General features: G+C 54.8%; 20 protein-coding genes. 15 read left to right on the top strand and 5 right to left on the bottom strand.

Annotated features, from left to right (window positions below):
- Positions 1–80: 80 nt before the first annotated feature.
- The 9 genes from GRX76_RS16920 to GRX76_RS16880 all read left to right on the top strand — a co-directional run bounded on the left by GRX76_RS16920 (position 81) and on the right by GRX76_RS16880 (position 11587).
- Positions 81–1121 carry an acyltransferase gene (locus GRX76_RS16920; protein WP_160154375.1) on the top strand — a complete coding sequence of 347 codons (1041 nt, stop codon included), beginning with the start codon at positions 81–83 and terminating at the stop codon, positions 1119–1121.
- Between the two features lie 443 nt (positions 1122–1564).
- On the top strand, positions 1565–1978 hold the full coding sequence (locus tag GRX76_RS16915; protein WP_160154374.1) for a VanZ family protein: 414 nt from the start codon (positions 1565–1567) through the stop codon (positions 1976–1978).
- 229 nt (positions 1979–2207) lie between these two features.
- Complete coding sequence (locus tag GRX76_RS16910) at positions 2208–3617, top strand: undecaprenyl-phosphate glucose phosphotransferase (protein WP_236250441.1); 1410 nt, start codon at positions 2208–2210, stop codon at positions 3615–3617.
- Positions 3618–3851: 234 nt separating this feature from the next.
- A complete protein-coding gene (locus GRX76_RS16905; protein WP_160154372.1) occupies positions 3852–5048 on the top strand; it encodes an outer membrane beta-barrel protein in 1197 nt (398 codons plus the stop codon).
- A 50-nt stretch (positions 5049–5098) separates the two neighbouring features.
- Positions 5099–5656: a polysaccharide biosynthesis/export family protein gene (locus tag GRX76_RS16900; RefSeq protein ID WP_160154371.1), complete on the top strand. Its 558-nt coding sequence runs from the start codon at positions 5099–5101 to the stop codon at positions 5654–5656.
- Positions 5657–5665: 9 nt separating this feature from the next.
- Positions 5666–7939 (top strand): polysaccharide biosynthesis tyrosine autokinase, encoded by a 2274-nt coding sequence (locus GRX76_RS16895; protein ID WP_236250440.1) that lies wholly within the window; start codon positions 5666–5668, stop codon positions 7937–7939.
- On the top strand, positions 7936–8661 hold the full coding sequence (locus GRX76_RS16890; RefSeq protein WP_160154370.1) for a tyrosine-protein phosphatase: 726 nt from the start codon (positions 7936–7938) through the stop codon (positions 8659–8661). Before GRX76_RS16895 ends, GRX76_RS16890 begins: the two co-directional genes overlap by 4 nt.
- 25 nt (positions 8662–8686) lie before the next feature.
- Positions 8687–9472 (top strand): VpsP family polysaccharide biosynthesis protein, encoded by a 786-nt coding sequence (locus tag GRX76_RS16885; RefSeq protein ID WP_160154369.1) that lies wholly within the window; start codon positions 8687–8689, stop codon positions 9470–9472.
- A 291-nt stretch (positions 9473–9763) separates the two neighbouring features.
- A complete protein-coding gene (locus tag GRX76_RS16880) occupies positions 9764–11587 on the top strand; it encodes a DEAD/DEAH box helicase (RefSeq protein ID WP_160154368.1) in 1824 nt (607 codons plus the stop codon).
- A 119-nt stretch (positions 11588–11706) separates the two neighbouring features.
- On the opposite strand, the gene GRX76_RS16875 is transcribed toward GRX76_RS16880, so the two are convergent.
- Entirely contained in the window at positions 11707–12255 is a 549-nt protein-coding gene (locus tag GRX76_RS16875) for a cytochrome b (protein WP_160154367.1), read from the bottom strand.
- Positions 12256–12549: 294 nt separating this feature from the next.
- On the opposite strand from GRX76_RS16875, the gene GRX76_RS16870 reads away from it, so the two are divergent.
- A complete protein-coding gene (locus GRX76_RS16870; RefSeq protein WP_160154366.1) occupies positions 12550–14814 on the top strand; it encodes a TonB-dependent siderophore receptor in 2265 nt (754 codons plus the stop codon).
- Between the two features lie 11 nt (positions 14815–14825).
- Entirely contained in the window at positions 14826–15503 is a 678-nt protein-coding gene (locus GRX76_RS16865; protein WP_160154365.1) for a Fe2+-dependent dioxygenase, read from the top strand.
- A 34-nt stretch (positions 15504–15537) separates the two neighbouring features.
- Here the strand turns inward: GRX76_RS16865 and GRX76_RS16860 are convergent, their stop codons facing one another.
- On the bottom strand, positions 15538–16455 hold the full coding sequence (locus GRX76_RS16860) for a LysR family transcriptional regulator (protein WP_160154364.1): 918 nt from the start codon (positions 16453–16455) through the stop codon (positions 15538–15540).
- Positions 16456–16610: 155 nt separating this feature from the next.
- On the opposite strand from GRX76_RS16860, the gene metE reads away from it, so the two are divergent.
- A complete protein-coding gene (metE, locus tag GRX76_RS16855) occupies positions 16611–18860 on the top strand; it encodes a 5-methyltetrahydropteroyltriglutamate--homocysteine S-methyltransferase (protein WP_160154363.1) in 2250 nt (749 codons plus the stop codon).
- Positions 18861–18954: 94 nt separating this feature from the next.
- Here metE and GRX76_RS16850 read toward each other — a convergent pair whose 3' ends face one another.
- From GRX76_RS16850 to pepQ, 3 genes are all read right to left on the bottom strand, one after another.
- Positions 18955–19836 (bottom strand): hypothetical protein, encoded by an 882-nt coding sequence (locus GRX76_RS16850; RefSeq protein ID WP_160154362.1) that lies wholly within the window; start codon positions 19834–19836, stop codon positions 18955–18957.
- Positions 19836–21107 carry a hypothetical protein gene (locus GRX76_RS16845; protein WP_160154361.1) on the bottom strand — a complete coding sequence of 424 codons (1272 nt, stop codon included), beginning with the start codon at positions 21105–21107 and terminating at the stop codon, positions 19836–19838. The genes GRX76_RS16850 and GRX76_RS16845 overlap by 1 nt, the downstream gene beginning before the upstream one ends.
- Positions 21108–21272: 165 nt before the next feature.
- Positions 21273–22577 (bottom strand): Xaa-Pro dipeptidase, encoded by a 1305-nt coding sequence (pepQ, locus tag GRX76_RS16840; RefSeq protein WP_160154360.1) that lies wholly within the window; start codon positions 22575–22577, stop codon positions 21273–21275.
- Positions 22578–22690: 113 nt separating this feature from the next.
- Here pepQ and purU point away from each other — a divergent pair, with 113 nt between their 5' ends.
- The 3 genes from purU to GRX76_RS16825 all read left to right on the top strand — a co-directional run bounded on the left by purU (position 22691) and on the right by GRX76_RS16825 (position 24799).
- On the top strand, positions 22691–23527 hold the full coding sequence (purU, locus tag GRX76_RS16835; protein WP_160154359.1) for a formyltetrahydrofolate deformylase: 837 nt from the start codon (positions 22691–22693) through the stop codon (positions 23525–23527).
- Positions 23528–23545: 18 nt separating this feature from the next.
- Entirely contained in the window at positions 23546–23953 is a 408-nt protein-coding gene (locus tag GRX76_RS16830) for a hypothetical protein (RefSeq protein ID WP_160154358.1), read from the top strand.
- Positions 23954–24064: 111 nt separating this feature from the next.
- Positions 24065–24799: an MHYT domain-containing protein gene (locus tag GRX76_RS16825; protein ID WP_160154357.1), complete on the top strand. Its 735-nt coding sequence runs from the start codon at positions 24065–24067 to the stop codon at positions 24797–24799.
- Positions 24800–24934 lie beyond the last annotated feature (135 nt).

Raw genomic sequence — 24934 nt, 5'->3', positions numbered from 1 at the left:
GTCATATCAATTAAAAATCTAAAACGTCTATTTTAGATTAACATTAATTTTCTCTGGGATCCGCTTAATAGGTCTTTTTGATGTTTTTGAATTCCTTTAATTATTTTAGGGCTGTGGCAATAACTTTGATTGTTGCTGGTCACTTTGCTGTTGTTTCAAATTTAAACTTAGACGGAATTGCGGCGCAAGTTTTCTATAATTTAGTTGTTGGGGGGACGGCTCTTTTTGTTTTCATTTCAGGTTTTATGTTTCATCATGTTTTTTATGTTAAGTTTCTCTATTCAAAGTTTTTAATTGGGAAATTGAAGAATGTTGCTGTCCCATATCTTATTTTGGGTGTGACTCCTATTTTGTACTACGTCGTTAATATGAAGTCATCTTTTGGCGATTTCTATTTGCCGGAGGGAGGTGGGCTATTTAATGAATACGTCGTTCCGGCTCTTAAGTATTATGGTACAGGTCGATTCTTAACTGCCTATTGGTATGTCCCGTTTATTTTAGTAATGTTTGTGCTAGCGCCGCTACATGTGCTCTTCGTGCGACTAAAATTCAAATGGCAAGTAATTCTAACAGTTTGTTTGGCTTCGGTGGCGTTGTTTGTCCATAGGCCGGTAGCTAATATTTCAGTACTTCATAGCGTTATTTATTATACGCCTATTTATTTGTTTGGAATTATATGCTCAATTTATCGAGATTCTGTGTATTCATTTTGGCGTGGAAAAGAGTTTTTTCTTTTTTTTGGCGCGATCTGCATCTCGTTTATTCAGGTCCATACTGGCCACTTAGGTAATTATCATAAAGATTTTTTTGAATTTGCTGGTCTTGATCTTATTTTTCTTCAAAAGATATTGTTGTGCTTATTTTTTATGGTTTGGCTTTCTCGGTATGAGGCCTTTAATAGTAAAGTTCTTAATCTTGTGGCGGGAGCCAGTTTTTCAATTTTTTTTCTTCACCCGTTCATGTTAGTCGGATTCGGAAAGCTTGGGATTTCTTCATACTTAAATGATTCGTGGGGCATATATTTTGTCGTCGTATTGGTGGTTATATTGGTTTGCATAGCCGTATCTTATTCGGTAAAAAAAATGTTTCCTCGGTATAGCCGATACTTAATTGGTTATTGATTTTGAGTTTTTAGTCGGTGATTGTTTTTTCGTGTGCTTGTCCCGTGTTAAGAAATGCCATTACTTCTTTTGGTCGTAGTTGTTGTGGTTAGTAGCAACATGGAGTTGACAATTTGAATGTTGTATTGATTTTCTCGGAGAAAGTTTATTGCATACAGTGTATCTCTAGATGCTACTGGCTTACCGCACTTTCGGGTTATAGAAGCCTCCTTAATGAAGTTGCAGTGTCGTTGTTCCTTTCTCCCGTTAAGTATTTGTGGGGCGAACCTTTTGGGCATAAATGAAATGTTAAACGGAGCATTGTCTACAGAAATTTTGAGTGTTATAGCGGTATGAAAGTTCTGTAGACTGCTTGGTTATCGTGTTTTGTGGTTCGGCGACTTTTAGTTGGGTTGGTATTTTCCTGTAGGTAAAACTGTGTACTTCCTAATTGCCAGACACCAGTGAATTCTTTGTTGACTCTTTCGGGCTATTTGATGCGCGCATCTTCCATGATAGAAATTCGTAACCTGAAGTTGGTTGCCCGCCTGCTGTTTCTTTTTGTGCTGGGTACTGCGCTTTTTGCGGGCATGAAGTCCCAGCCTGTGCCCCAGGTAATACCCCATTTTGATCTTTTGTTGCACTGCGGCGTTTTCGCAGTGTTGGCCGTGCTTTGGGTTTTTGCAGTAACCCGGCGCTGGCGGTATTGGGGAGTCTGTGGATTGTTGCTGCTGGGTGCCGCACTGGAGCTGTGGCAGGGCTGGATGATGCCCGAACGTACGGCGTCCATGGTGGATATGGGGGCAAACGCTTCGGGGGTTGTTATCGGCAGTTTTGTGGCCCTTGTTTTGGCCCGCTTTTTGCCTCATGAAGATTGAGGTTTGTTTATTCAGGTTGTTGTTTATTTGAACGAAATGTCAGTTTTTTTGTTCTTTGTCACTTTTAATATTTGAACCGTGTCACACCTATGGCATGATTTGCGCCAATTATTAGAGGCCTAAGATTGGGCTCATTTTTGGGGTAGACAGTGCCATACGTTCTGTCTGGTCGGCTGAGGATTAGTTGGCTAGGGCGTGATGGCGGGGAGAGCTTATGGGGGAAGGAGTCGTGAAACAGGGATGGATCCGCAGCCACCAATCGGGCCTGGCTGCACTGTACCGCTTGCTGGATGCACTGTTGATTCTCGGTACACTCATTGCGTGCTGTAATTTCTTTGGGATTACAGTCAGTAAAGACTGGATGATCGCGGGCCTGGGTGCCGCTATCGGTTTTGCCTTTATGGCTGAGTCTTTAAATCTTTACCGCTCCTGGCGGGCGGACAGCTATCTGCATATGTTCACGCTCACGGCTATCTCGTGGATAGCGGTATGCGTGTGCTTGATGTTGATCGCCTATTTCACCAAAACCGGCCACACCTTCTCCCGTCTCGTGGTGGGTAGCTGGTTTGCCACTGGCCTGGCGGTTCTCGGTATCTGGCGCTACGCCTTCCGGTTGTTTCTGTTTTATCTCCGCACCAATGATCACAATACCCGCACGGCGGTTGTCATCGGTGTAACGGATTCCGGCCTGCGCCTGGCAAAAGACATTGCCCGTGAGCCGCACCTGGGTATCCGTATTAATGGCTTTTACCGGGTGCCTGAATCCGAGGCCTGCGGCCAGGCTTTTGGCATGGTTGGTAGTGCACCGGTACTGGGTGGTGTGGACGAGGCGGTTGCCGCAGCCAAGGCCGGCAAGCTGGACCTGGTGTATATCGCGCTGCCCATGCGCGAAGAGTTGCGCATTGCGGAAATTCTGCAGGCGTTTGCCGATACCACCGCTACGGTGCATGTCGCGACCGACCTTTTTGTGAACAACCTGTTGCATGCGCGCTTTTATCAGGTGGGTAGCACCAGCCTGTTGAGTGTGCACGATACGCCGATTGAGGGGATCAACAGCTGGCTCAAGCGGATGGAAGACCTGGTGTTGTCCTCCCTTATCCTGCTGGCAATTTCACCGATCATGCTGGCGGTGGCCGCAGCGGTGAAGCTGACTTCCAAGGGGCCGGTAATCTTCAAGCAGCACCGCTACGGGCTGGATGGGCGTCCCATCAAGGTATGGAAGTTCCGTTCCATGACCACCCAAGATAATGGTGACAAGGTGGTGCAGGCCACCAAAAACGATGCCCGCATTACCCCGGTCGGCGCTTTTCTGCGTCGTACCTCCCTCGATGAGCTGCCGCAATTCATCAACGTATTGCAGGGGCGAATGAGTATTGTTGGCCCGCGCCCCCATGCGGTTGCGCACAATGAACAGTACCGTGCGCTGGTGAACGGCTACATGCTGCGTCACAAGGTGAAGCCGGGTATCACCGGTTGGGCCCAGGTAAACGGCTGGCGCGGTGAGACGGATACTGTCGAGAAAATGAGCAAGCGGGTGGAGCACGATCTGCAGTACATCCGCAACTGGTCCCTGTGGCTGGACATCCGCATTGTGTGGATGACCCTGTTCAAGGGGTTTGTTGGTAGTAACGCTTACTGAGTTTTATTGGGCTTCGGCCGGTAGTAAAAGAGTAAATGCGGTCTCTTTTGGGCCATAGTCGAACTGGTCACTCTGTGATAATGTTCGCCGCTGGTTGTGATTGGGGTCACAATTTATTGGGGGATACTCGAGGTTCTTCGTTCTGTTAGTGGGCGGGGGCCTTTGGGTACAGGCTTGTCGAGGGGTTAAAGGCAAGCCGTTGGAAATAATTTTAAGACCACTGGATAGGAAAAAATGACCAAGCGTAATTTGTCAGCGTCTATTTGCATGATCGTGAGCCTGGGTGCGGGAAGCTCCGCACTGGCGCAGTCGGATCCAGCATCCGTCGAACTGGGCAATGGGGTGGAATTCAAACCCAGCCTGAGCTTTGACGTCCAAAGCGATGACAACCTGCTTTATACCGACAGCGACGAGCTGGACAGCGTGATCGCGGTTATCAAGCCAACCTTCGAGCTGTTCGCCACCAACGGCACCAGCGAGTACAGCGTAAACTACTCCCTGAGCCGCGGTGAGCACTTTGACAGTGAAGATGATAACTACCTGGACCATTTCTTTAATGGTGCGGCCAAGTGGGAGCTGAGCTCCAAAAACCGTCTGTCTCTGAACGCACTCTACACCAATGGTCACGAGCCGCGCGGTACTCAGTTCTCTGAGGGTAAGGCCGAGCTGCTGGACGAGCCGGATACCTACGCCGATTCTGACTTGGGTGCTCTGTACAGCTTTGGTGCCGAGGGTGCCAAGGGCCGTATCGACGTGACTGTGGGTACCAAGGACCGCGACTACGACGGCGGCCTGCGTACTGCCAGCCGTGACCGTGGTACTAACTACGGTACTGTGGGCTTCTTCTACAACGCCGGTGGCAAAACCGAGCTGTTTACCGAAGTATCCCGTCGCAAGATCGATTACGATGCCACCGCGGCAAATACCGAAACCCTGAACAGCTCTGAAACCGACGTAATGGTGGGTATCAAGTGGGAAGGTACTGCGGCCACTACCGGTACTGCGAAAATCGGTCAGCGCCAGAAGGACTTCAAGAGCTTCGAGCGTAAAGACTTCTCTGCACCGCGCTGGGAAGTAGGCGTTCGCTGGAGCCCGCTGAGCTACAGCTCGTTTGACCTCAACACCGAGCGTCGCAGTGACGAGTCCAACGGCTACGGTAACTTCAGCGATACCAAGAGCACTACCTTGGCCTGGACCCACAGCTGGTCTGAAGCCGTATCCAGCACTTTCTCTTACAACTTCGAGAACAGTGAATACGCGGCTACCAAGCGTGAAGACGACGTGAAGAACACTTCCGCCCGTCTCGACTACCAGACTCGCCGTTGGTTGTCTTTCCACGCTGGTTTGAACATTTCTGATAAAGATTCCAACGTTGACGGGTTCGATTTTGAAAAGAACTTGGTATTCGTTGGTCTGAACGCAACTTTGTGATTGAGGCCCGGCCCCCGGGCCGGGTATGAATTATGGGATTCCTGAAGGCAATGCAACGGAGCGCTCTGCGCTCCGTTGCCCGTTTGTTGTTGGTGTTGGTTACGGTTGGCCTGTCGGTGTCGGTATCCGCGGAGGATAAGGCATCACAAAGTGATTATCGCCTGGGCTCAGGCGATAAGATCCTGATCAATGTGTATGGCGAAGCCGATCTCACTGTGGATACACAGCTGGGGGATAGCGGCCTGATCAACTACCCGTTTCTGGGGGAGTTGAAGGTGGCCGGCCTGACCATTGCCGAACTGGAATCCCTGATTCACAAGGGGCTGCTGGGTGACTACCTGGTAAGCCCCAATGTGCACGTTTCTATTCTGGAATATCGCCCCTTCTTTATTCACGGTGAAGTGGAAAGGCCGGGTGGTTTTCCGTATCAGCCGGGCATGACCGTGAGCAAGGCGGCGGCATTGGCACAGGGCTTTACCGAGCGCGCCTCTAAAACCAAGATTTTTGTCGTGCGTGGGGATGATGCCTCCCAGACCAAAGAAAAAGTGGAATTGTCGACGCTGTTGCGCCCCGGCGATGTAGTGACCGTAGAAGAGAGCTTTTTCTGAGGTAGTCTGATGAACGCTCAAAACATGAACTCTCAGAATTCTGAGATGCATCAGGAACGCATGCTTCAGGAAGAAGTAATCGATCTGCGCCAGTACTGGCGTATTGTGGACCGTTTCAAGTGGCGTATTGCGGCCTTGTCTATTGCGGTCGCCATGCTGACGGCGATGGTGGTCTTCTCCATGACCCCGCGCTACCAGGCCACAGCGACCCTGATGATCGAGGCGGAGCAGCCCAAGGCGCTGTCCATTGAAGAAGTGTACGGCCTGGACTCCAGTCGTAAGGAATACTTCCTCACCCAGTTTGAAATTCTGAAGTCCCGCCGCATTGCGGAAGAAGTGGTCAACCGGCTGAACCTGGTGAACCACCCGGAGTTCGATCCGGACCAGCAGTCTCCTTCCATCAAAGACCGTATCAAAGGTTGGCTGCCGTTCCTGGCGTCCCGCGAGATGCTGACGGAAGAGGAAGCCCGCCAGCTGAAACTGGAGAGCGTGACCGATGAAGTGAGCAGCCGCTTGTCGATCGCACCGGTGCGCAATACCCAGCTGGTAAAAATTACCTTTGAATCCGAGTCCCCGGAGCTGGCTGCGAAAGTGGCGAATATGGTGGCGGAGGTCTTTATTGACAGCCACCTGCAGGCCAAACTGGACATGACCAAGCAGGCTACCTCCTGGCTGAACGACCGCCTGGAAGACCTGCGTCTGAAGCTGGAGCAATCCGAATCCCGTCTGCAGACCTTCCAGGAGCAGGAAGGGCTGGTCGATGTATCCGGTGTACAGGGCCTGGCTGCCCAGGAGCTGAACCAGATTTCCAGCCAGCTGATTCAGGCGCGCCAGGAATTCAAGCAGGCGGAAAGCATCTACTCCCTGGTACAAAGCCGCGGCGCCGATGTGGATGCGCTGGCGAGCCTGCCGGAAGTGCTCAATCACAAACTGATTGAGAACATCAAACAGGCCGAGATCGATACCGCGCGTAAGGTGTCTGAGCTGTCCCGCCGCTACGGTCCCAAGCACCCGAAAATGATCTCAGCCCGCGATGAGCTGGAATCGGTGCAGGACAAGCTGCGCAGTGAAGTACGTCGCCTGATCAGCGGTATCCACAGCGACTATGAAACCGCGCAGTCCAATGTGGTGGCGCTGGAGCGCGAGTTGCAGCAGGCCAAGACGGATTACCAGCTGGTTTCCCGCAAGGAGACCCGTTACAACGAGCTGAAGCGGGAAGTGGATGTAAACCGCCAGCTGTACAGTGCCTTCCTGACCCGTTTCCGTGAAACTTCGGAAACCTCGGGTTTTGAAGCCGCCAATGCCCGTTTGATGGACCCGGCCGTTGCGCCGCGCTTGCCTGCCAAGCCGAAAAAGGCATTGATCGTGGCTCTGGCTCTGGTGGTAAGCGCCATGGCGGGTGTGATGCTGGCATTCCTGCTGGAAGCCTTAAACGATGGCATCCGCAACCCGGAAGATGTGGAAAACAAACTGAGCCAGCGCATGATTGGCGTGCTGCCCTGGGTGGATCACGACAAGCGTGAGCGCCTGAGCCTGGCGACCTTCTTCGACAGCAGCCAGCACAGCTTTGCCGAGGCGGTAAGAACCTTGCGCACCAGTGTTGTGCTGTCTCACCTGGATCGACCGGCCAAAGTCATCTCCGTGACTTCCTCGGTACCGGGCGAAGGTAAGACGACCGTTTCCGAGAACCTGGGCTTTGCCCTGTCACAGATGGAAAAGGTGTTGCTGATCGATGCGGATATGCGCCGGCCTTCCGTGGGCAAAGAGTTCAAGTTGCCGCCGTATCACCCCGGTCTCTCCAACCTGATCGCGGGCAGCAATACACTGGCCGAATGTATTTACCACGATGAAAAGAGTGGTATGGATATCATGCCGGCCGGTACCGTGCCGCCGAATCCGCAGGAGCTGCTGTCGTCCCCGCGTTTTGCCAAGGCGATTGAAGTACTGAAGAGCAAATACGATCGCCTGATCGTGGATACCGCACCGGCTCAGGTGGTGAGTGACGCGCTGATTGTTTCCCGTATTGCGGACTCCATGCTGTACGTGGTGAAGGCGGACAGCACCCGCCAGAAACTGGTGAACAACGGCATCGGCCGTCTGCTGCAGGTAGGCGCCAAGCTGGACGGTGTGGTGCTGAACCAGGTGGACACGACTTCCAAGACGGGTTACTACGGCGAGTACTACACCTATGCCGGTGAGTACGCGTATCGTGCGCCGGGTGTATCCGAAAACGCGCAGAACGTTAAGCCGAAAGCCACGTCGGAAGATCTGGAAGTCGCGTGATCGACCTGCATTGTCATATCTTGCCGGGCATCGACGATGGTGCCCGGGACCTTGATCAGGCTCTGGTGTTAGCCCGGGCCGCGGTCAGCGACGGTATCACTCACACCGTTGCCACCCCGCATATCCATGCGGGCCGCTTCCCCAATAATCTTTCCACCATCACCAAAGCATTCAACCAGCTGCGCGATGCGCTGGCGGCGGAAGGCATTCCGTTACAGCTGGGCATGGCCGCTGAGATCCGCCTCTCCGAAGAAATCCTCAATATGGTACTGCTCAAGCAGGTGCCTTATTTGGGTGAGTGGGAAGGGGATAAGGTGCTGCTGCTGGAATTGCCCCACAGCCATATTCCGCCCGGCACCGAGCAATTGATCCGCTGGCTGCGCAAGCAGAAAGTGCGGCCGATGATTGCGCATCCGGAGCGCAATAAGGATGTGATGCGGGATTTCAACAAAGTGATGCCGCTGGTGCGCGAGGGCTGCCTGTTTCAGGTGACTTCCGGCGCGGTAGCAGGGCATTTTGGCGAAGGCGCACAGGAGCGGGCGGTACAGTTGCTGGAGCAGGATCTGGTTACTATTCTCGCCACCGATGCCCACCACGAGGTGCGCCGTCCGCCGGTATTGAATGTTGGCCGCGAGGCCGCCGCAGAAATTGTCGGCGAAGAAAAATCCTGGCAGCTGGTACGCGACAACCCGGGTAAGATAGCGGCTTGCCATTTCGCGTGAGCCCGGAGCTTTATACTCCTTATTTATGCATACCCAAGCCTCCATCGAATCTCCCCGCACCCCGCGCCGCCGTCGTTCTCGCAAACGCGTGGGCGTTATACCCAAGCTGCGCGCTGCGCTGTGGCCGGCTCAAGTCGGCCCGCTGCAAAAGGGATGCACCTGGCTAGCCATATGCCTGTTGCTGGCGCTGTGCGTTCACGCCGGTTCTATGGGGCTGGCGTATTTGCAGGTGGTTACGGCGGAGAATCAGCTTAAATACTGGTACAAGCTCGGTAAGGTGCCGTCTGATGCATCGATGGAATCCGCGATGGCGGCTATCGAACGCGCCAATGAGCTGCACCCGAATAATCCCTATCAGCTGACCTTGCAGGCACGTTTGCTGGAGTGGCGCGCCTATAACGCGGGCCAGGTGATCCCAGAAGATTACCGCGCTGCGCTGGCGCTCTATCAGCAAGCCGTTGCGCTGCGCCCACTGTGGCCGGATAGCTGGGCGGAGATGGCGCAGGTCAAGGTGCGGCTGAATGAGTTTGATGCGGACATGGATCGCTATCTGGTTCGCGCTTCTGAGTTGGGGCCTTACACGCCAGCGGTGCACTTGGCCGTGGTGCAGTCCGGCCTGCCGAGGTTGCCGGCCCTTGAAGGGAACCTGCGCACATTGCTTCAGACCCATCTGGTACGGGGTTTTCAGGATCACCGCAGCAAGAAGCAGATTCAGGCCCTGATCGAGCAATACGGGCAGCAACCGCTGGCGTGCCAGTGGTTATCTGCGGCGGAAGAGGTGGCGAAAGCACCCAAATTCTGCGATTCCTGAGGCTTTTTGCGTCGGTCAAAAATTAAACTGGCAGTCTTCCGCCAAACTGGTAGACTGCGCACCCTCTTGTCCCCACCCGCCATCAGAAGGCGGCCTTGAGCGGGACATTAGTCATCATGGGTAACAGACCTCCTCGCCACAGGCCCCTGTCTCTGAGTTGAATGAGCTTGATATAGCGGTGCTGCTATTAATGGGCTTTTTCGCCTTGCCCAGCAATCCTCGGTTGTGCGCTATGGTTTTCTTTAAAGCCCGTGCATGGCCCGGCCCCTATGTAATTCAAGTGAACTCAAAATGACCGATAATTCTGCACCGATTGGCTTCGACCAGTTGGGACTGCCCGTTGAAATTCTGGAAGCCGTAACCAAGCTGGGTTACGAATCCCCGTCACCGATTCAGGCGGAGACCATCCCGTCACTGCTGAACGGCCACGATGTACTGGGCCAGGCCCAGACCGGTACCGGTAAAACGGCCGCTTTCGCACTGCCGATGCTGGCCGGCCTGGACCTGAAAAGCCGCCACCCGCAGGCGCTGGTGCTGGCACCGACCCGCGAACTGGCCATTCAGGTGGCTGAAGCATGCCAGTCTTATGCCGCCAACCTGAAAGGTTTCCACGTTGCGCCTATCTACGGTGGCGCCGACTACCGCGGCCAGATCCAGCAGCTGAAGCGCGGTGTACAGCTGGTGGTGGGTACCCCCGGCCGTGTTATGGATCATATGCGCAAGGGCACCCTGGATGTGTCCCGCCTAAAGACCCTGGTACTCGACGAAGCCGACGAAATGCTGCGCATGGGCTTTATCGACGACGTGCAGTGGGTACTGGAACAGATTCCGGAAGAGCGACAGATTGCACTCTTCTCCGCCACCATGCCGCGCGAGATCGCCCGTATCGCCCGCGACCACCTGAATGACCCGGTGGAAGTGAAGATCAAGGTGAAAACCGAAACCGCCGAGACCATCCGCCAGCGTTACTGGCCGGTGGGCGGTTTGCACAAGATGGACGCACTGACCCGTATTCTCGAAGCGGAGCCGGTTGATGCCACCATCATCTTCGTGCGCACCAAAAATGCCACCGTTGAAATTGCAGACAAGCTGGCGGCGCGCGGTTTCGCCAGTGCCGCACTGAATGGTGATATGGCGCAGAACCTGCGTGAGCAGGTGATCGACAAGCTCAAAGCGGGCAAGCTCGACATCGTAATTGCCACCGACGTTGCTGCCCGTGGTCTGGATGTGAAGCGCATCAGCCACGTGATCAACTATGACATTCCTTACGACACCGAAGCGTATATCCACCGCATTGGCCGTACCGGTCGTGCCGGTCGTGAAGGGGATGCCATCCTGTTTGTGGCGCCGCGTGAGCAGCGCATGCTGCGCTCCATTGAGCGCGCCACCAAGAAGCCGATCGAGCGTCTGGACCTGCCGACCGCGGCGGCCGTGAACGCATCGCGTATGGAAAAATTCCGCGACAAGATTACCTACACCATGGCGGGCCGCCGCGATCTGGCGCCTTTCCGCGATCTGGTGGAGAAGTACCTGGAAGCGAACGAAGTGGATCCACTGGACGTCGCTGCCGCACTGGCCGCCATGGCTCAGGGCGACCAGCCGTTGTTGCTGGATGAGCGCGACCCGGCTCCCCGTGAATTCCGCGAGCCGCGCGAACGCCGTGAACGTGGTGATCGTGGCGAAAGAGAATTTACCCGCGGCAAGAAAGGCGCGTTCGTAGAAAAAGACGCGAGAAAAATGCCTGCCCCGGATGAAGGGATGGAGCGTTTCCGCATTGAAGTCGGCCGCGAGTCCGGCATCAAGCCGGGCAATATCGTCGGCGCCATTGCCAACGAAGTGGATATCGATAGCTCCTATATTGGCCGCATAGAAATCTACGGCGATTTCACCACGGTGGACCTGCCGGAAGGTATGCCCAAGGAAATCTTCCAGCATCTCAAGGGCGTGCGCGTGGCTGGCAAGACCATGAACATTTCCAAATTCACCGGTCAGGGTGGGGAAAGGGGCGCTGGCGAAGGTGGCAGACCACCGCGCAAAAAAGGCGGCTCCTTCAAGAAGGGCAAGCCGCAGGGTGAAGGCCGAGGCCACCGCGGCAAGCCGCGTCGCGAGGACTGATTCGCCAGCGCGTATTTACGCGGAAAAACCCTAAAAAAAGGGGCACCTTGATTCAAGGTGCCCCTTTTTTATTACCTGCTTTTTATCGTTTTTTTGCAGCTGAATTTATTCGCTGGTGATTACTTGGTTTTGCCGAACGGCAGCATCTGCCGCAGGGTATTGTCCTTGGTGATCAGGTGATGCCACAGGGCGCCACCGATATGCAGTACCAGCAGTACTAGCAGTGCGTTCCACAGAAACTCCTTGTGCATAAATGCGATCTGCTTGGCGAGATCGGTATTTTTAGTCACGAAGGCGGGGAGGTCGAACAGCCAAAAGAGGGTGGTGTCACGCCCGGCAAATTGCCGCATTAGCAATCCGGTGAGAGGCATACCGAGCATGATGATGTACATCAGGCTCTGTACCAGCAGGGAAACCGGCTTTTGAAAGCCACTGCCATACAGGGTGGGGCGGCCGTGGGTGGCTCGGTAGTAGAGGCGCACCATGGCCAGCAGCAATACGGTAAAGCCGAGGGAGAAGTGCAGCACCATCCACCAACTGCGCATGGGATCATCGCGCTCATAAAACTCGTGCAACTCTACTGACCCCCAGGCGCAGAGAATACAAATTGCGATGATCCAGTGCAGGCCCTTGAGTACCGGGCTCCAGCTGTTGCTCGCACTTCCCATACAAAACTCCTCATTTCTTATTTAGTCGGGTCTTATTCAGCCCGAATTTGGCGCGCAAATTTGACGCCTAAGCTTAGCGATTTTTGCCGAAAAATGTTGCATTGAACGCAGTAAATCCCCGCCTTTTGTGGGGACTTGTGAAGCTTTTGGGGATTTCTGTGCCATTCCCCAAATGACAGGTTGCTGTTTTTGGTTATCTAAATGATAATGCTTCGCATTGCAGGCCTATCAGCCGAATAAATAAAACCTATCAGTAATCTCTTCAATAAGTAACGAAACCCCTGGGGCATATTCATGACTAAGCCGACGAGTACAAAGGATCAACTCGCCACTCACAATCTCGCGGATGCCTTCCGCAAGAAGCCGCTGGCCGGCCAATTCTCCCGCTTCTCGCAACTGTCGGTTGCCGCTGCGGTTGCCGGAAGCCTGATCAGCGGTGCACACGCCGAGGAAGTGCAGAGTGCCGCTGACAAAGCGAAGGCCGCGCAGAGCAAGCAAACCGCTGCGGAAGAGCGCGCGCCGGAGGTGGTTGAAGTCACCGATCGCCTGGAAGAGCGCAGCCCCAGCTCGGTGAAGTTTGCCCGCCCACTGCTGGATACTGCCCAGACCGTCAATATTATTTCCGAAGACCTGATGCAGCAGCGCGCCGCGACCACCCTGCGCGATGTGCTGCGCAATGTATCCGGCATCAGCATGCAGGCCGGTGAGGGCGGTGCCCCTCCCGGCGATCAGTTCTCCATTCGTGGTTACAGCGCGCGCACCGATATTTTTGTGGATAACGTGCGCGACTTCGGCGGCTACACCCGCGACCCCTTCAACCTGGAGCAGGTGGAAGTGGTCAAGGGGCCGTCTTCCGATTATTCCGGTCGCGGCTCTACCGGTGGCTCTGTAAACTTGGTGAGCAAGACCGCGAACCTTACCGACAGCACCCGCGCGAATATTCTTGCCGGGACTGACAGTTACGGCCGCGCCACTCTGGATGTAAACCGTACCCTCGACGGTATCGATAATGCCGCCGCGCGCGTGAATGTGATGACTCACCAACAGGATGTGGCCGGCCGCGACGGCGTCGACAATTCCCGTTGGGGTGTGGGCTCGTCCCTGGCCTTTGGCCTGGAAACCGATACCGAAGTGAATCTGAGCCTGTTCCACCTGTCACAGGACAATACCCCGGATTACGGTATTCCCTGGGTACCGGCCAACAATGTACCTCTCGCAGATTATGCGGATGATGCGCCACCTGTGGACTTCGACAACTGGTACGGCCTGAAATCCCGCGATTACGAAGAAGTGGAAACCACGCTGGGTACGGTACAGGTAAGTCAGCGCCTGAGCGATGACGCCACCCTGAAAAACACCACGCGCTGGGGGGTAACCAGCCGCGACTCTATGGTGACCGCACCGCGTTTTGTGAGCACCGACAGCACCGATATTCGCCGCAGTGACGACAAATACCGGGACCAGGAAGACACCATTTTCAGCAACATGACCGACCTTACCCTGACGGTGAATCCGGGCAGTGCCTGGGAGCACAAGATTCTGGTGGGTACCGAAGTGAGCCTGGAGTCAGAGAAACGTTACACCAAGGAAGTGACGGGCGAAGACTCGCCGGCGACCGACCTGTTTAACCCTGACCCCAGCGATCCCTACCTGGAAAACTACGTGCGTACCGGTACCTTCAGCATCGGTGAGTCCACCACCCTGGCTGCCTATGCATCTGATTCGATACAGATTGACGAGTACTGGCAGATCAACGGTGGCCTGCGTTACGACCGCTTTGATATGGAATACACCCCGGATGGCAGCCCGCTGATGGAGCGCACCGATTCCATGCTGAGCTATCGTGCCGGTGTGGTGTTCAAGCCGGTCTCTGCCGGGAGCTTCTACCTGGGTTACGGTACTTCCTTCAACCCGACCGCAGAGGGCATGGCCATCTCCACCAGCAGCCGCCAGCCGGGTATTGCGGATCTGGAACCGGAAGAAAACCGCAGCATTGAGCTGGGTACCAAGTGGGAACTGGCCGACGGTCGTATGCTGATGAGCGCCGCACTCTTCCGCACCGACAAAACCAATGCGCGCACCCAGGATCCGGATGACCCCAATGATGTATTGGTGCTGGATGGCGAGCAGCGTGTGCAGGGCGTTGAACTGGGTGCTTCCGGTGCGATTACCGAGAACTTCAGTGTGAACGCGGGTTACGTGTACCTGGATAGCGAAGTACTGAAGAGTAAGGATGCGGCGGAATTGGGCAATGAACTGTCCAACTCACCGCACCACACCTTCAACCTGTGGGCCAATTACCTGATGGGCGAGAAGCTGCAGTTGGGTGCCGGTGCCCAGTATGTGGGTGACCGCTACAACAGCACCGCCAATACCCGACAGGCGCCGGACTACTGGACCCTGGAGGCCTCCGGCGTTTACGCTTTCAGCAACAACATCAGCGCGCAGCTGAACCTGCAGAACCTGACGGATGAAGAGTACATCGACTACGTGGGCGGTGGTCACTTCATTCCGGGACTGGGCCGCACGGCGCTGCTGAGTCTGAACTTTACTTACTGAGGAATCGAAACGTGCTGTTGGAAATCCCCGAAATCCTCAGCCCGCAACAGGCCGCCGAGATGAAGGCGGCCTTGTTGCAGGCGGAGTGGGTGGATGGCCGGGTTACCGCCGGGCACCAGTCTGCGCAGGCCAAGCAGAATCGTCAGTTGCCGGAGAGCTCGCCACTGGCGCGGGAGCTCGGTGAGCTGATCCTGAAGGCCCTGCCGGCCAGTGGACTGTTTATGTCGGCGGCACTGCCGCAGCGGGTATTTCCGCCGCTGTTCAACCGCTATGAGGGCGGGGAGCATTTCAACAACCATGTGGATAACGCCATCAGGCGTTTGCCCACCGGTGGGCAGATCCGTACGGATCTGTCCTGCACCTTGTTTCTTTCCGATCCCGATGAGTATGACGGCGGCGAGCTGCTGATCGACGATACCTACGGTGTGCACAGTGTCAAAGCGCCTGCGGGCTCACTGGTATTGTACCCGTCAACCAGCCTGCACCGGGTCACGCCGGTAACACGCGGCAGCCGCGTCTCTTCATTTTTCTGGATTCAAAGCCTGGTGCGCGACGACGGTCAGCGCACCCTGCTGTTTGATCTGGATATGTCGATTAACCGCCTGCGCCAGGAGCTGGGAGATCACGAGGCGATCGTGGCGCAGACCGGGGTCTATCACAATCTGCTGCGGCGCTGGTCTGAGCCCTGATCCGAGCCCTGATCCGAGCCAAAAGAGCCGAACATCACGCGGTGCGGATACCATTCAGATTAGCGAAGCAGGTATCCCGCGCCGTGGTGAAAAAGTCCTGTAAAAAGGCCTGTTCCAGCATCTCTTCGCGCACTGCCGCGTAGAGAGTACTCCACAGGCCTGTCTTTCCCAGTCGCAACTGGCTGACAAAACCCTTCTGTAAATATTCGTGCAGTGCCCAGTTGGGCAGTGCACAGACACCGCGCCCACTGACCACCAGTTGCACCATCATCACCGTCAATTCTGCGGTGCGTACCGAGTCCGGTTCTATACCGGCCGGATCCAGAAAATGCTGGAAAATATCCAGCCGCTCCCGCTCCACCGGATAGGTGATTTGCACTTCGCCTTCCAGGTCTTCCGGTGCTATCCACTTTTTTTCCGCCAGCGCGTGTTTGCGGCTGACCGCCAGGCACATTTCGAAGCTGAACAGTGGCTCATAGTGAATACCTTTCAGTGCATCATCCGGGTTACTGGTGACCACCAGATCCAGATCCCCGCGCACCAGCGCCGGCAGAGGGGCGAAATGAAAACCACTGGAGAGGTCCAGTTCCACTTCCGGCCAGTCATCCCGATAGCTGTCGAGGGTGGGCATCAGCCACTGATAGCAGCTGTGGCATTCAATCGCGATATTCAGCCGCCCCGCCTGACCGGATGCCAAGCGCGCAATATCCCGCTGGGCCACCGCCACCCTCGGCAGTACATCATCCGCCAGTTGTAGCAGCCGCAAGCCGGCGCTGGTGAATCGCAGCGGGCGGGACTTGCGTACAAACAGGGCCTGGTCGTGCCGGTCTTCCATTTCTCTGAACAGGTGGGAGAGCGCCGACTGGGTCAGGTGCAGGCGCTCGGCGGCGCGCACCATACTGCCGGTTTCCCGCAGGATGCTCAGGGCGCGCAAATGTCGCAGTTCAATCATGATTAGTTAAATGCATGTTTAGTTAAATTCATGTTCTAGGCAAAAAATATGAAATTGATTGAACATGAGTGCGCCTGCAGAATCAACCCCGAAATTTACAGATCTCGTGCCTTGTGTTGTCTGGGCATGGGGAAACTCTATTTGGGGAAAGGAAGATGTCTCAAACACATATTCTCGGCTACCCGCGCATTGGCGCGCAGCGCGAGTTGAAAAAGGCTCAGGAAGCTTACTGGAAAGGTGAGATTGATCAGAAAGCACTGCTGGCGGCGGGTTCTCAGGTGCGCAGCCAAAACTGGCAGGCACAGCAGGGCGCGGGACTGGCACTGACTACCGTGGGCGATTTCGCCTGGTACGACCAGGTGCTGAATCACTCCCTGCTGTTTGGCGTAATCCCCGAGCGTTTCACCCAGGGCGCCGCGGAAAACAAGCTGGATCAGTACTTCCGACTGGCCCGTGGCCGCGCGCCCTCCGGAGAACCGGTGGCGGCCAGTGCCATGACGAAATGGTTTGATACCAATTACCACTACATGGTGCCGGAATTCGCCGACGACCAGACGTTTACCCTGGATGCCGAATGGCTGTTGTCGGAAGTACAGGAAGCCCAGCAGCTGGGTCACAACGTCAAACCGGTCGTTATCGGCCCTCTGACGTATCTGTGGCTTGGTCGTGGAGTGGATGACGCCCTCGACCTGTTGCCGAAACTGTTGCCCTGTTACCAAGAGTTGTTGATAAAACTGGCCGATGCCGCCGCCCAGTGGGTGCAGATCGATGAGCCGATTCTCGGCCTGGACCTGCCGGCCCAGTGGCGTGCTGCATTCGCGCCCGTTTACGAAGCCTTGTCCAAAGCTAGCGGTAGTAAGTTACTGCTGGCGAGCTATTTCTCGCCGCTGCGGGAAAACCTGGAAACAGTTTTCAGCCTGCCGGTAGACGGTGTGCATATCGATGCAGTGCGTGGATTGGAAGACCTGCAACCGGCGCTGGCCGCACTGCAAGACAAGCAAGTACTGTCTGTGGGGGTGATCAACGGACGCAATGTATGGCGCACGGATCTGGCCCGTTGGCAGAAAACGCTGCAGCCGGTGGCGGATAAACTTGGCGACCGCCTGTGGCTTTCTGCCAGCTGTTCGCTGTTGCACAGCCCGGTCGACCTGGAAACGGAAACCAAACTGGCCGACGCGGACAAGCAAAAGCTGGCTTACAGTCGCCAGAAACTGGATGAACTGAACACCTTGCAGCAGGCACTGAAACCGGGGGCGGAAGTACTACCGGCCACCGCGAAAACCGAGAGCCGCAGCGAGGCTGAAGTGCGTGCAGAACTGGATAACACCTGGCGCGCGCAAAAGTATCCACAGCGCGCGGAAGTTCAGCGCGAGCGTTGGCAACTGCCGGTACTGCCCACAACAACCATCGGATCCTTCCCGCAGACCGATGTGCTGCGCCAGGTACGCAAGCAGTTCCGCAGCCATGAGATATCCCAGCAGGATTACGATGCGCATTTACGTGCAGAAATTGCCGAAGCCATCCGCCGCCAGGAAATTCTCGGTCTTGACGTACTTGTCCACGGCGAAGCCGAGCGCAACGATATGGTGGAGTATTTTGGCGAGCAGTTGGATGGATTTATCCACACCGGCAACGGCTGGGTGCAGAGCTACGGCTCCCGCTGTGTAAAACCGCCGATTATCGCCGGCGATATTTCTCGCCCGACGCCTATGACCGTGCAGTGGAGCGAATACGCCCAGGGCCTGAGCAAAAAGCCGGTGAAAGGGATGCTTACTGGACCTGTGACTATTCTCAACTGGTCATTTCCTCGCGAGGATATCCCCCGCGCGGTGAGCTGCCTGCAGATTGCCAAGGCGCTGCGGGACGAAGTGCTGGACCTGGAAGCCGCGGGCATCGGCATCATCCAGATCGATGAACCCGCCCTGCGTGAAGGTGTGCCCCTGCGCGTATCCGGCCACGATGATTACTTTGCCTGGGCAGTGGGATGCTTCCGCTACACCTGCAGCGAAGTACAGTCGGAAACCCAGATTCACACCCACATGTGCTACAGCAACTTCAATGCAATCATGGAGGCAATTGTCGCCCTGGATGCGGACGTTATTACCATCGAGTCCGCCCGCTCTGACTTGCGCCTGTTACAGGCCTTTTCTAAAGGGGAAGGGACTGGAGAAGGTGGCGGTTACCCGAATGAAATAGGTCCGGGCATTTATGACATTCACTCGCCGAACGTGCCGGAGCGCCAGGAGCTGGTCAATCGACTGTATCAGCTATTGCAGGTAATTCCGCTGGAAAAACTCTGGGTGAATCCAGACTGCGGCTTGAAGACCCGCAACTGGGCGGAGGTGGGATCGGCGCTGTTGAATATGGTGGAGGCGACCCGTACGGTACGGGGAGAGGTGGCTTGATCTAGTTTAAGTTCGCCTGCAAACAGGCTCCTACAGGGTGCAGTACCATGAAGGAGCCTGCGAGCGGGCGAACGATATTGGAGGGCGCATCGAGCTATCCCGCCAAAGCCCGCTTTTTCTCCTCACTACCCATCTCAATAATCTTCAACCCAGTCTTATCCACCGTAGCCGGCCATTTGAGCGGAGGAAAGTTTTCGCTTACCGACAGGTCTGGGCAGGTCTTTCGAATCTCGGCCAGCTCCTGTTCCAGCTCAGGTGAGGGGGTTAACTGTACGCTGTTGATGATGTTGTCGATCAGTTCCTGCGCTGGTTTGGGGCTGATAGCAGCATCTCGTTTACTAAAATCACCAGGTGCATACTGCTGGTGAGAGAAGCTGAAAGTCAGAATTCTATTTTTAGATACAGGGAAGCAAAGGTAGGTTACACGCTGCATCCAAGGTTCACTTTGCACTAGAAATCGAACAGCGGGAACTGGAAGAGATTTTATTGGCTGCCAGTCCATAGGAGCGACATAATCGGCGGAAAAATCATCTGACAAAGTTTGCCCATATTCGGCAGTAAGCAACCCGGAAATTGCGGTCTCAAATGCTCTAGGGTTTAGAAAGTTTATTGAAGGGTTTTCAATGGCAGGTGCAACTGCAGTCAGGGAAAATATTGCGGAGGCCTGCTCTCCTGTAAACCAAGGGCCATAGAGTGCGTATTTCCTCAAAAATATAGTTCTAGAGATCCAAGTATCATTGTAAGTTTTTAGGTCATGGATAGATAAGTTTTCTAAGTCATTATCTGTCCAGCTTGATGTTAGCTGCTCCGATTCGGGGCGAAAAAAGTGATATTGTGTAGGTGCCCTGAATAGTAGTTTGTTCCCCTGTAGTCGGTAGGAATATTCCCTGGCAGTGAGTACATTAGGGGCTTTGGGAACGCAGAAGCCTTTGCGCTTGCGAAATTCAAACCTAGTATATTTTATAAAGTCCAGCATCAGAATTTGCTCTTTATTTTATTGTGTATTTTGGGCGCAAAATTTTCCGCTGTTGTCATTGCCGCATCCCCTAAACTCTTCGCCTTCTTTACGTAGGGAGCTGCCGACTGTAACGCTTTCAGGAATGCACCTAGAGCGGGTACGGCAGTGGCTCCGGCAACACCTAAGCTTCCTGCTATTGTTCCTATATTGACGCCAGCGGCGCCTGCGACTACCGTAATTACACCAGCGCTTGTCCCGACCAGAGCACTGAATTGGATTCCATCCCCTATTACCTGGCCAACTTTATATCCTTCTTCATGGCGAACACGATTTATTGTTACGGCTGGTTGTCCCAATATCCCAGTGAGGTTGAAAGCCGATACTCGACTTTGGTTTCTACCTATTTTCATTTCCAGCTGTCGTGCGCAATTAAGTATTTCCACTTGCGAGGTTTTTGGTTGAAATAGAAAAATTCGGTGTTTTGGAAGTTTTATTCGTTGGCTGGCTAATATTTTAAGCGCCTGGGCTAATATCGCCGATCCACCATATTCGGAAATCCAGCGGACATTTTTTATGGTTCTTGCATTGTACATAGTACGGGCAAGTAATTGGGCGGAAACGTGGATGTCTTGCTTGCCTAATGGCTTGAGGGCATCTTTCAGGTTTCTCATTCCCCCAATTTTTTTATCACCAGGCGTATAGTGGAGGTCAAAACCGGTTGCTTGAAGTGGGTCCTCTCCTTCCTCTTTGCTGTAATGGCTGGAGGCAATATCGGGAGCGACTGTCTTCACTGCTGAGATGGCGGTCTTATGTCTTGCATCACAAACAGCAATTAATCGACCTTCTTTAGCTTGAATTTGGCCACTTTTCTTCTCTTTCTTCGCTGTCCAGCCTGTCCGCATGCCATATGAGGCAGTGAAAATTCCGGGTGTTTCTATATCTTTTTGCAACTCCGCATACCCAGCATCCGCCTCAAAATACACAATCTTGAATGCATCCTTGCTCTGCTTCTCCACCGTCACCTTGCACCCGGGAAGAATCATCACAAATTCTTCCTCACCACCGCGATGCACCGGACCGGGTTTGATAAAGATATTGTTTTGATGCAAGCGGCCTGAGGCCAGCTGATGGAGGGCGTTTACGGTGATCTGCGCCCAGTAATTTCCGCGCCGGGCCAGGTTACGAATTTCTTTGTAAACCGGTTCTGCTTGCGGCGTGATGGTGACGGACTTTCCGGCGGATCTGCCGGCGATCTGTATTTCGGGCGGGTTGCCGTTACTGGCGATCATGATTCAACTCCCTTTGAATTCTGTGATGGGAGTGATCTTATATTTTTTGAATCGAGTTGGCTATTTATTGTGCGAAACTAGTACTTTCGTGCGAAACGTTCACCTGCCAGCAGTCTCCTACAGGGCTCCTTACCTCGTAGGAGACTGCTGGCAGGCGATTGGTATTCAGTAACAATCCCGCGTCATATTCTCCACGCGATCCGCATGCACGATCAGGTTGTCCTCGATCCGCACGCCGCCAAACGGACGCAGCTTTTCCACCTTGTCCCAGTTCACTTCGTCTGCCAGTTGAGACTCTTTCAGGTCTGCCAGCAGGCTTTCAATGAAGTAGAGGCCCGGCTCGATGGTGAATACCTGGTTTTCCTCAATTGTGCGCGTGGTGCGCAGGAAAGGGTATTCGGATGGCGGAGGCGTTTTGCCACCTTCCGGACCGGTTTGATGGCCGCCCACATCGTGTACCTGCAGACCCAGGAAGTGGCCGAGGCCGTGGGGCATGAAGGTACTGGTGAGGCCGGATTCCACGGCGCTTTCCGGGGATGTTTTGATCACGCCAAACTGTTGCAGTAGCTCGCCGATTTTGTGGTGGCAGGAGCGGTGCAGTTCCACGTAGGAGGCGCCCGGGGTCAGGCCGGCGACCAGCTCCTGTTCTTTCTCGTGCATGGCGGCGACCAGATCCGCGAATTCGCCTTCGCGGTAGGCATAGCTGCGGGTGATATCCGCGGCGTAGCCATTGCAGTCAGCGCCGGCGTCGATCAGGAAACTGCGGCGCTCGCTTTCCGGGAGTTGCACTGTGGATAAATGGGTGTAGTGCAGGATTGCACCGTGCTCGTTCAGGCCAACGATATTGCCGTAGGGCATCTGGTTTTCGCCCTGGCCGGCGGCTTTCATGTAGGCGAGATTGATTTCAAATTCGCTGGCACCCGCGCGGAAGGCGTCTTCCGCCGCTTTGTGCGCGCGCACGGCGATGCGGTTGGCTTCGCGCAGGCAGGCGAATTCGTAGGGGGTTTTGTAGGCGCGATCCCAGTGCAGGCGATCGATCAGGTGCTGCGGATTACGCTCGCCAATTTCCCAGCCTTCCAGTTTAGCGGTTTCACCGATAAAGGCCGCATTTTCCCCGCTGAGGAAAATCTTGGCTTCGTCGGGCTTGGCCAGCAGCTCGATATCGTATTCGTCGCTCCAGAAGGTCTGGGGAGCCGGGGGCACGTAGTGCCAGAAGTCCACTGGGCGGTAGAACAGCAGCTTGGGCTTCTGTCCGCGGCGGTAGATGACCCAGCTGTGGGGGTTGTCGGTGACTGGCACCAGGGCTTTGAACTGGGGGTTCACGCGGAACGGGTAATAGTTGTCGTCCAGAAACTGTACGGATGGCGCGCCACTGAAGACGTTCAGGGTCTCGAAGCCGCACTGGTCGAGGATCGCATCGTAGCGCTTGCGCAGCGTGGCCAGGTGTTCGCTGAAAAGTTGCTTGTCCATAAAGCCCCTAGGTGTAAAAGAGAAAAATTGGTCAATAATTGCCCTGCGTGGCAGGTACACGAATGCACATAGTGTATAGTCAGCGTTCTGAATAATTAGTCTGATTTTGGGCCATGGAAAAGAAGATACTGCTAACGGACTGCCCCGATGCCAAAGGGCTGATCGCGAAGATCACCAACATCTGCTACAAGCATCAGCTGAACATCACCAAGAACGACGAGTTCGTCGATCGCGCCCAGGGCCGCTTTTTTATGCGCACCGCCCTGGAGGGCAACTTCAACGATATCACCCTGCTGGAAGACCTGGATCTGGCACTACCGGAAGGCGCCGAGCGCAAGCTGGTGGCCAGCGGGCGCAAGCGCCTGGTGCTGATGGTGACCAGGGAGGCGCATTGTCTTGGTGACATCCTGATGAAGTGCTACTCGGGGGCGATGGATGTGGAGATTGCCGCGGTGATCGGCAACCACAAAGACCTGCAGCCTTTGGTCGAGAAGTTTGATATTCCCTTCCACTGGCTGCCTGCAGAGGGGCTGGAGCGGGCGCAGCACGAAGAGCAGGTCATGCAGCTGGTGGACAGCTATGCACCGGACTATCTGATCCTTGCAAAGTATATGCGCGTGCTTACGCCGCAGTTTGTGGCCCATTACAAAAAGCGCATCATCAATATTCACCACTCATTCCTGCCGGCGTTTATCGGTGCCAAACCATACCAGCAGGCATTTGAGCGCGGAGTAAAAATCATCGGCGCGACGGCACACTTTGTTACCGACGACCTTGATGAAGGGCCAATCATCGAACAGGATGTGATTCATGTGGACCACGGCTATTCTGCCGAGTCCATGGCCAGCGCTGGGCGTGATGTGGAAAAGCAAGTGTTGAGTCGCGCGTTGCAGCTGGTACTGGAAGAGCGTGTATTTATTCACGGCAATCGCACGGTTGTTTTTAAATAATTTTTGCAGGGGGGAAGAATGTCCAGACGGTTGTCATCGAATGCCTGTTTCGCACCCTTGGTCCTTTTATTGGCCGCTTGCGCCAGTGAACCCCAGGCGCCGAATCCCGGATTAAAAGAGTCTTTCCATACGGAAATCTTCGCGAACGGTTCCAAGCGCTTTACCTACGCACTGGAAATGGCGGCCCCGTTGATGCGCGGTCCTTATACGGAAAGCCCCAATATGCGCAGCGGCATGGTCCGGCAGCAGGCACCGAGTGGCGGTTCCGGTGGCCGCGGGAACCGAATGAACTTCGATCACGCGATGGAGTTGAAGCTGAAAGAGACCGGTTTCTGTCGCGATGGTTTTTTTGTCATTGATCGGGTGGTTTCCCATTTGGGGGGCGAAGTTCGCGGAGAGTGTCGGGACGCTGCCGAACGACCTTGAATGCATAGAAACTGATCTGATCATCACCGAGAAGCGTAAGAAGGTGTGCTGGGGGCATTGAGCCCCCAGCAAATACCGCTCTTAAACTCTTATGCTTCACTGGTGATCACCATGCTTGGCCAATACAGCATTCTATTGCTGATCCTTTCCTACCTTATTTCCGTACTTGGCTCTTTTGCTGCGCTGCAGCTGGTAACCGGAATCTCCGAAGCGATTGTGAAGCGTGATCGGCGCAAGGCGATCCTGTCCGCAGGGATCGCCATGGGGGCCGGCGCAATCTGGTCTATGCATTTTGTGGGCATGATGGCGCTGAAGTCGGACATGGTCATGGATTACGATGTCTTCAAAACGCTACTTTCCATTCTGGTTGCCATATCAGCCTGTAGCACCGGATTGGCGATCGTAGGTAGCGGTCGTTTTACCATCGACAAACTGTTGCCGGCATCGGTGTTCATGGGTGCCGGTGTGGCAGGCATGCACTATATGGGTATGGAAGCCATGCTGATGCCCGCTCGTATCGAGTACAACCTGAATATCCTGCTGATTTCGATCGTGATTGCGGTAGTAGCCGCTTTTGCCGCGTTGTGGATGGCGTTTCACCTGCACGGTCGCTGGCAGAAGTTCGGTAGTGCGTTGATCATGGGGGTGGCGGTATGTGGAATGCATTACACCGGCATGGCAGCAGCAAAGTACGTGCCGATGGCTGAAATGGCACAGGCGGGATTTGCCGGTGCGCTCAGCAGTGAGCACCTGAGTGTGATGACGATCTGTATCAGTGTGGCGGTGGTGGCGATGGCCCTGGGAGCCAATCATTGGTATCGGAACCGCCCCCAGATTCCCGCTTAAAAGTGCAGTACAGTTCGCAAAAAAAGCCGGTATCTCTTGCGAGATACCGGCTTTTTCTATGCCTGAGAAAACTCAGAAGCAGTCCATATAGATCTCTACCGGCTCCACTTGGCGGTTCAAATTGTGTTGCTTTAT

The sequence above is a fragment of the Microbulbifer sp. ALW1 genome (genome assembly GCF_009903625.1).
In the GTDB taxonomy this organism is placed as follows: Bacteria; Pseudomonadota; Gammaproteobacteria; order Pseudomonadales; family Cellvibrionaceae; genus Microbulbifer.
This window is presented reverse-complemented; position numbering and strand designations above follow the sequence as displayed.

Excerpts from the sequence above, each read along its gene's own strand:
- GRX76_RS16920 (WP_160154375.1), top strand. The coding sequence starts at position 81 with ATGTTTTTGAATTCCTTTAATTATTTTAGGGCTGTGGCAATAACTTTG.
- GRX76_RS16905 (WP_160154372.1), top strand. The coding sequence starts at position 3,852 with ATGACCAAGCGTAATTTGTCAGCGTCTATTTGCATGATCGTGAGCCTG.
- GRX76_RS16900 (WP_160154371.1), top strand. The coding sequence starts at position 5,099 with ATGCAACGGAGCGCTCTGCGCTCCGTTGCCCGTTTGTTGTTGGTGTTG.
- GRX76_RS16895 (WP_236250440.1), top strand. The coding sequence starts at position 5,666 with ATGAACGCTCAAAACATGAACTCTCAGAATTCTGAGATGCATCAGGAA.
- GRX76_RS16885 (WP_160154369.1), top strand. The coding sequence starts at position 8,687 with ATGCATACCCAAGCCTCCATCGAATCTCCCCGCACCCCGCGCCGCCGT.
- GRX76_RS16880 (WP_160154368.1), top strand. The coding sequence starts at position 9,764 with ATGACCGATAATTCTGCACCGATTGGCTTCGACCAGTTGGGACTGCCC.
- GRX76_RS16875 (WP_160154367.1), bottom strand. The coding sequence starts at position 12,255 with ATGGGAAGTGCGAGCAACAGCTGGAGCCCGGTACTCAAGGGCCTGCAC.
- GRX76_RS16870 (WP_160154366.1), top strand. The coding sequence starts at position 12,550 with ATGACTAAGCCGACGAGTACAAAGGATCAACTCGCCACTCACAATCTC.
- GRX76_RS16860 (WP_160154364.1), bottom strand. The coding sequence starts at position 16,455 with ATGATTGAACTGCGACATTTGCGCGCCCTGAGCATCCTGCGGGAAACC.
- metE (WP_160154363.1), top strand. The coding sequence starts at position 16,611 with ATGTCTCAAACACATATTCTCGGCTACCCGCGCATTGGCGCGCAGCGC.
- GRX76_RS16850 (WP_160154362.1), bottom strand. The coding sequence starts at position 19,836 with ATGCTGGACTTTATAAAATATACTAGGTTTGAATTTCGCAAGCGCAAA.
- GRX76_RS16845 (WP_160154361.1), bottom strand. The coding sequence starts at position 21,107 with ATGATCGCCAGTAACGGCAACCCGCCCGAAATACAGATCGCCGGCAGA.
- pepQ (WP_160154360.1), bottom strand. The coding sequence starts at position 22,577 with ATGGACAAGCAACTTTTCAGCGAACACCTGGCCACGCTGCGCAAGCGC.
- purU (WP_160154359.1), top strand. The coding sequence starts at position 22,691 with ATGGAAAAGAAGATACTGCTAACGGACTGCCCCGATGCCAAAGGGCTG.
- GRX76_RS16830 (WP_160154358.1), top strand. The coding sequence starts at position 23,546 with ATGTCCAGACGGTTGTCATCGAATGCCTGTTTCGCACCCTTGGTCCTT.
- GRX76_RS16825 (WP_160154357.1), top strand. The coding sequence starts at position 24,065 with ATGCTTGGCCAATACAGCATTCTATTGCTGATCCTTTCCTACCTTATT.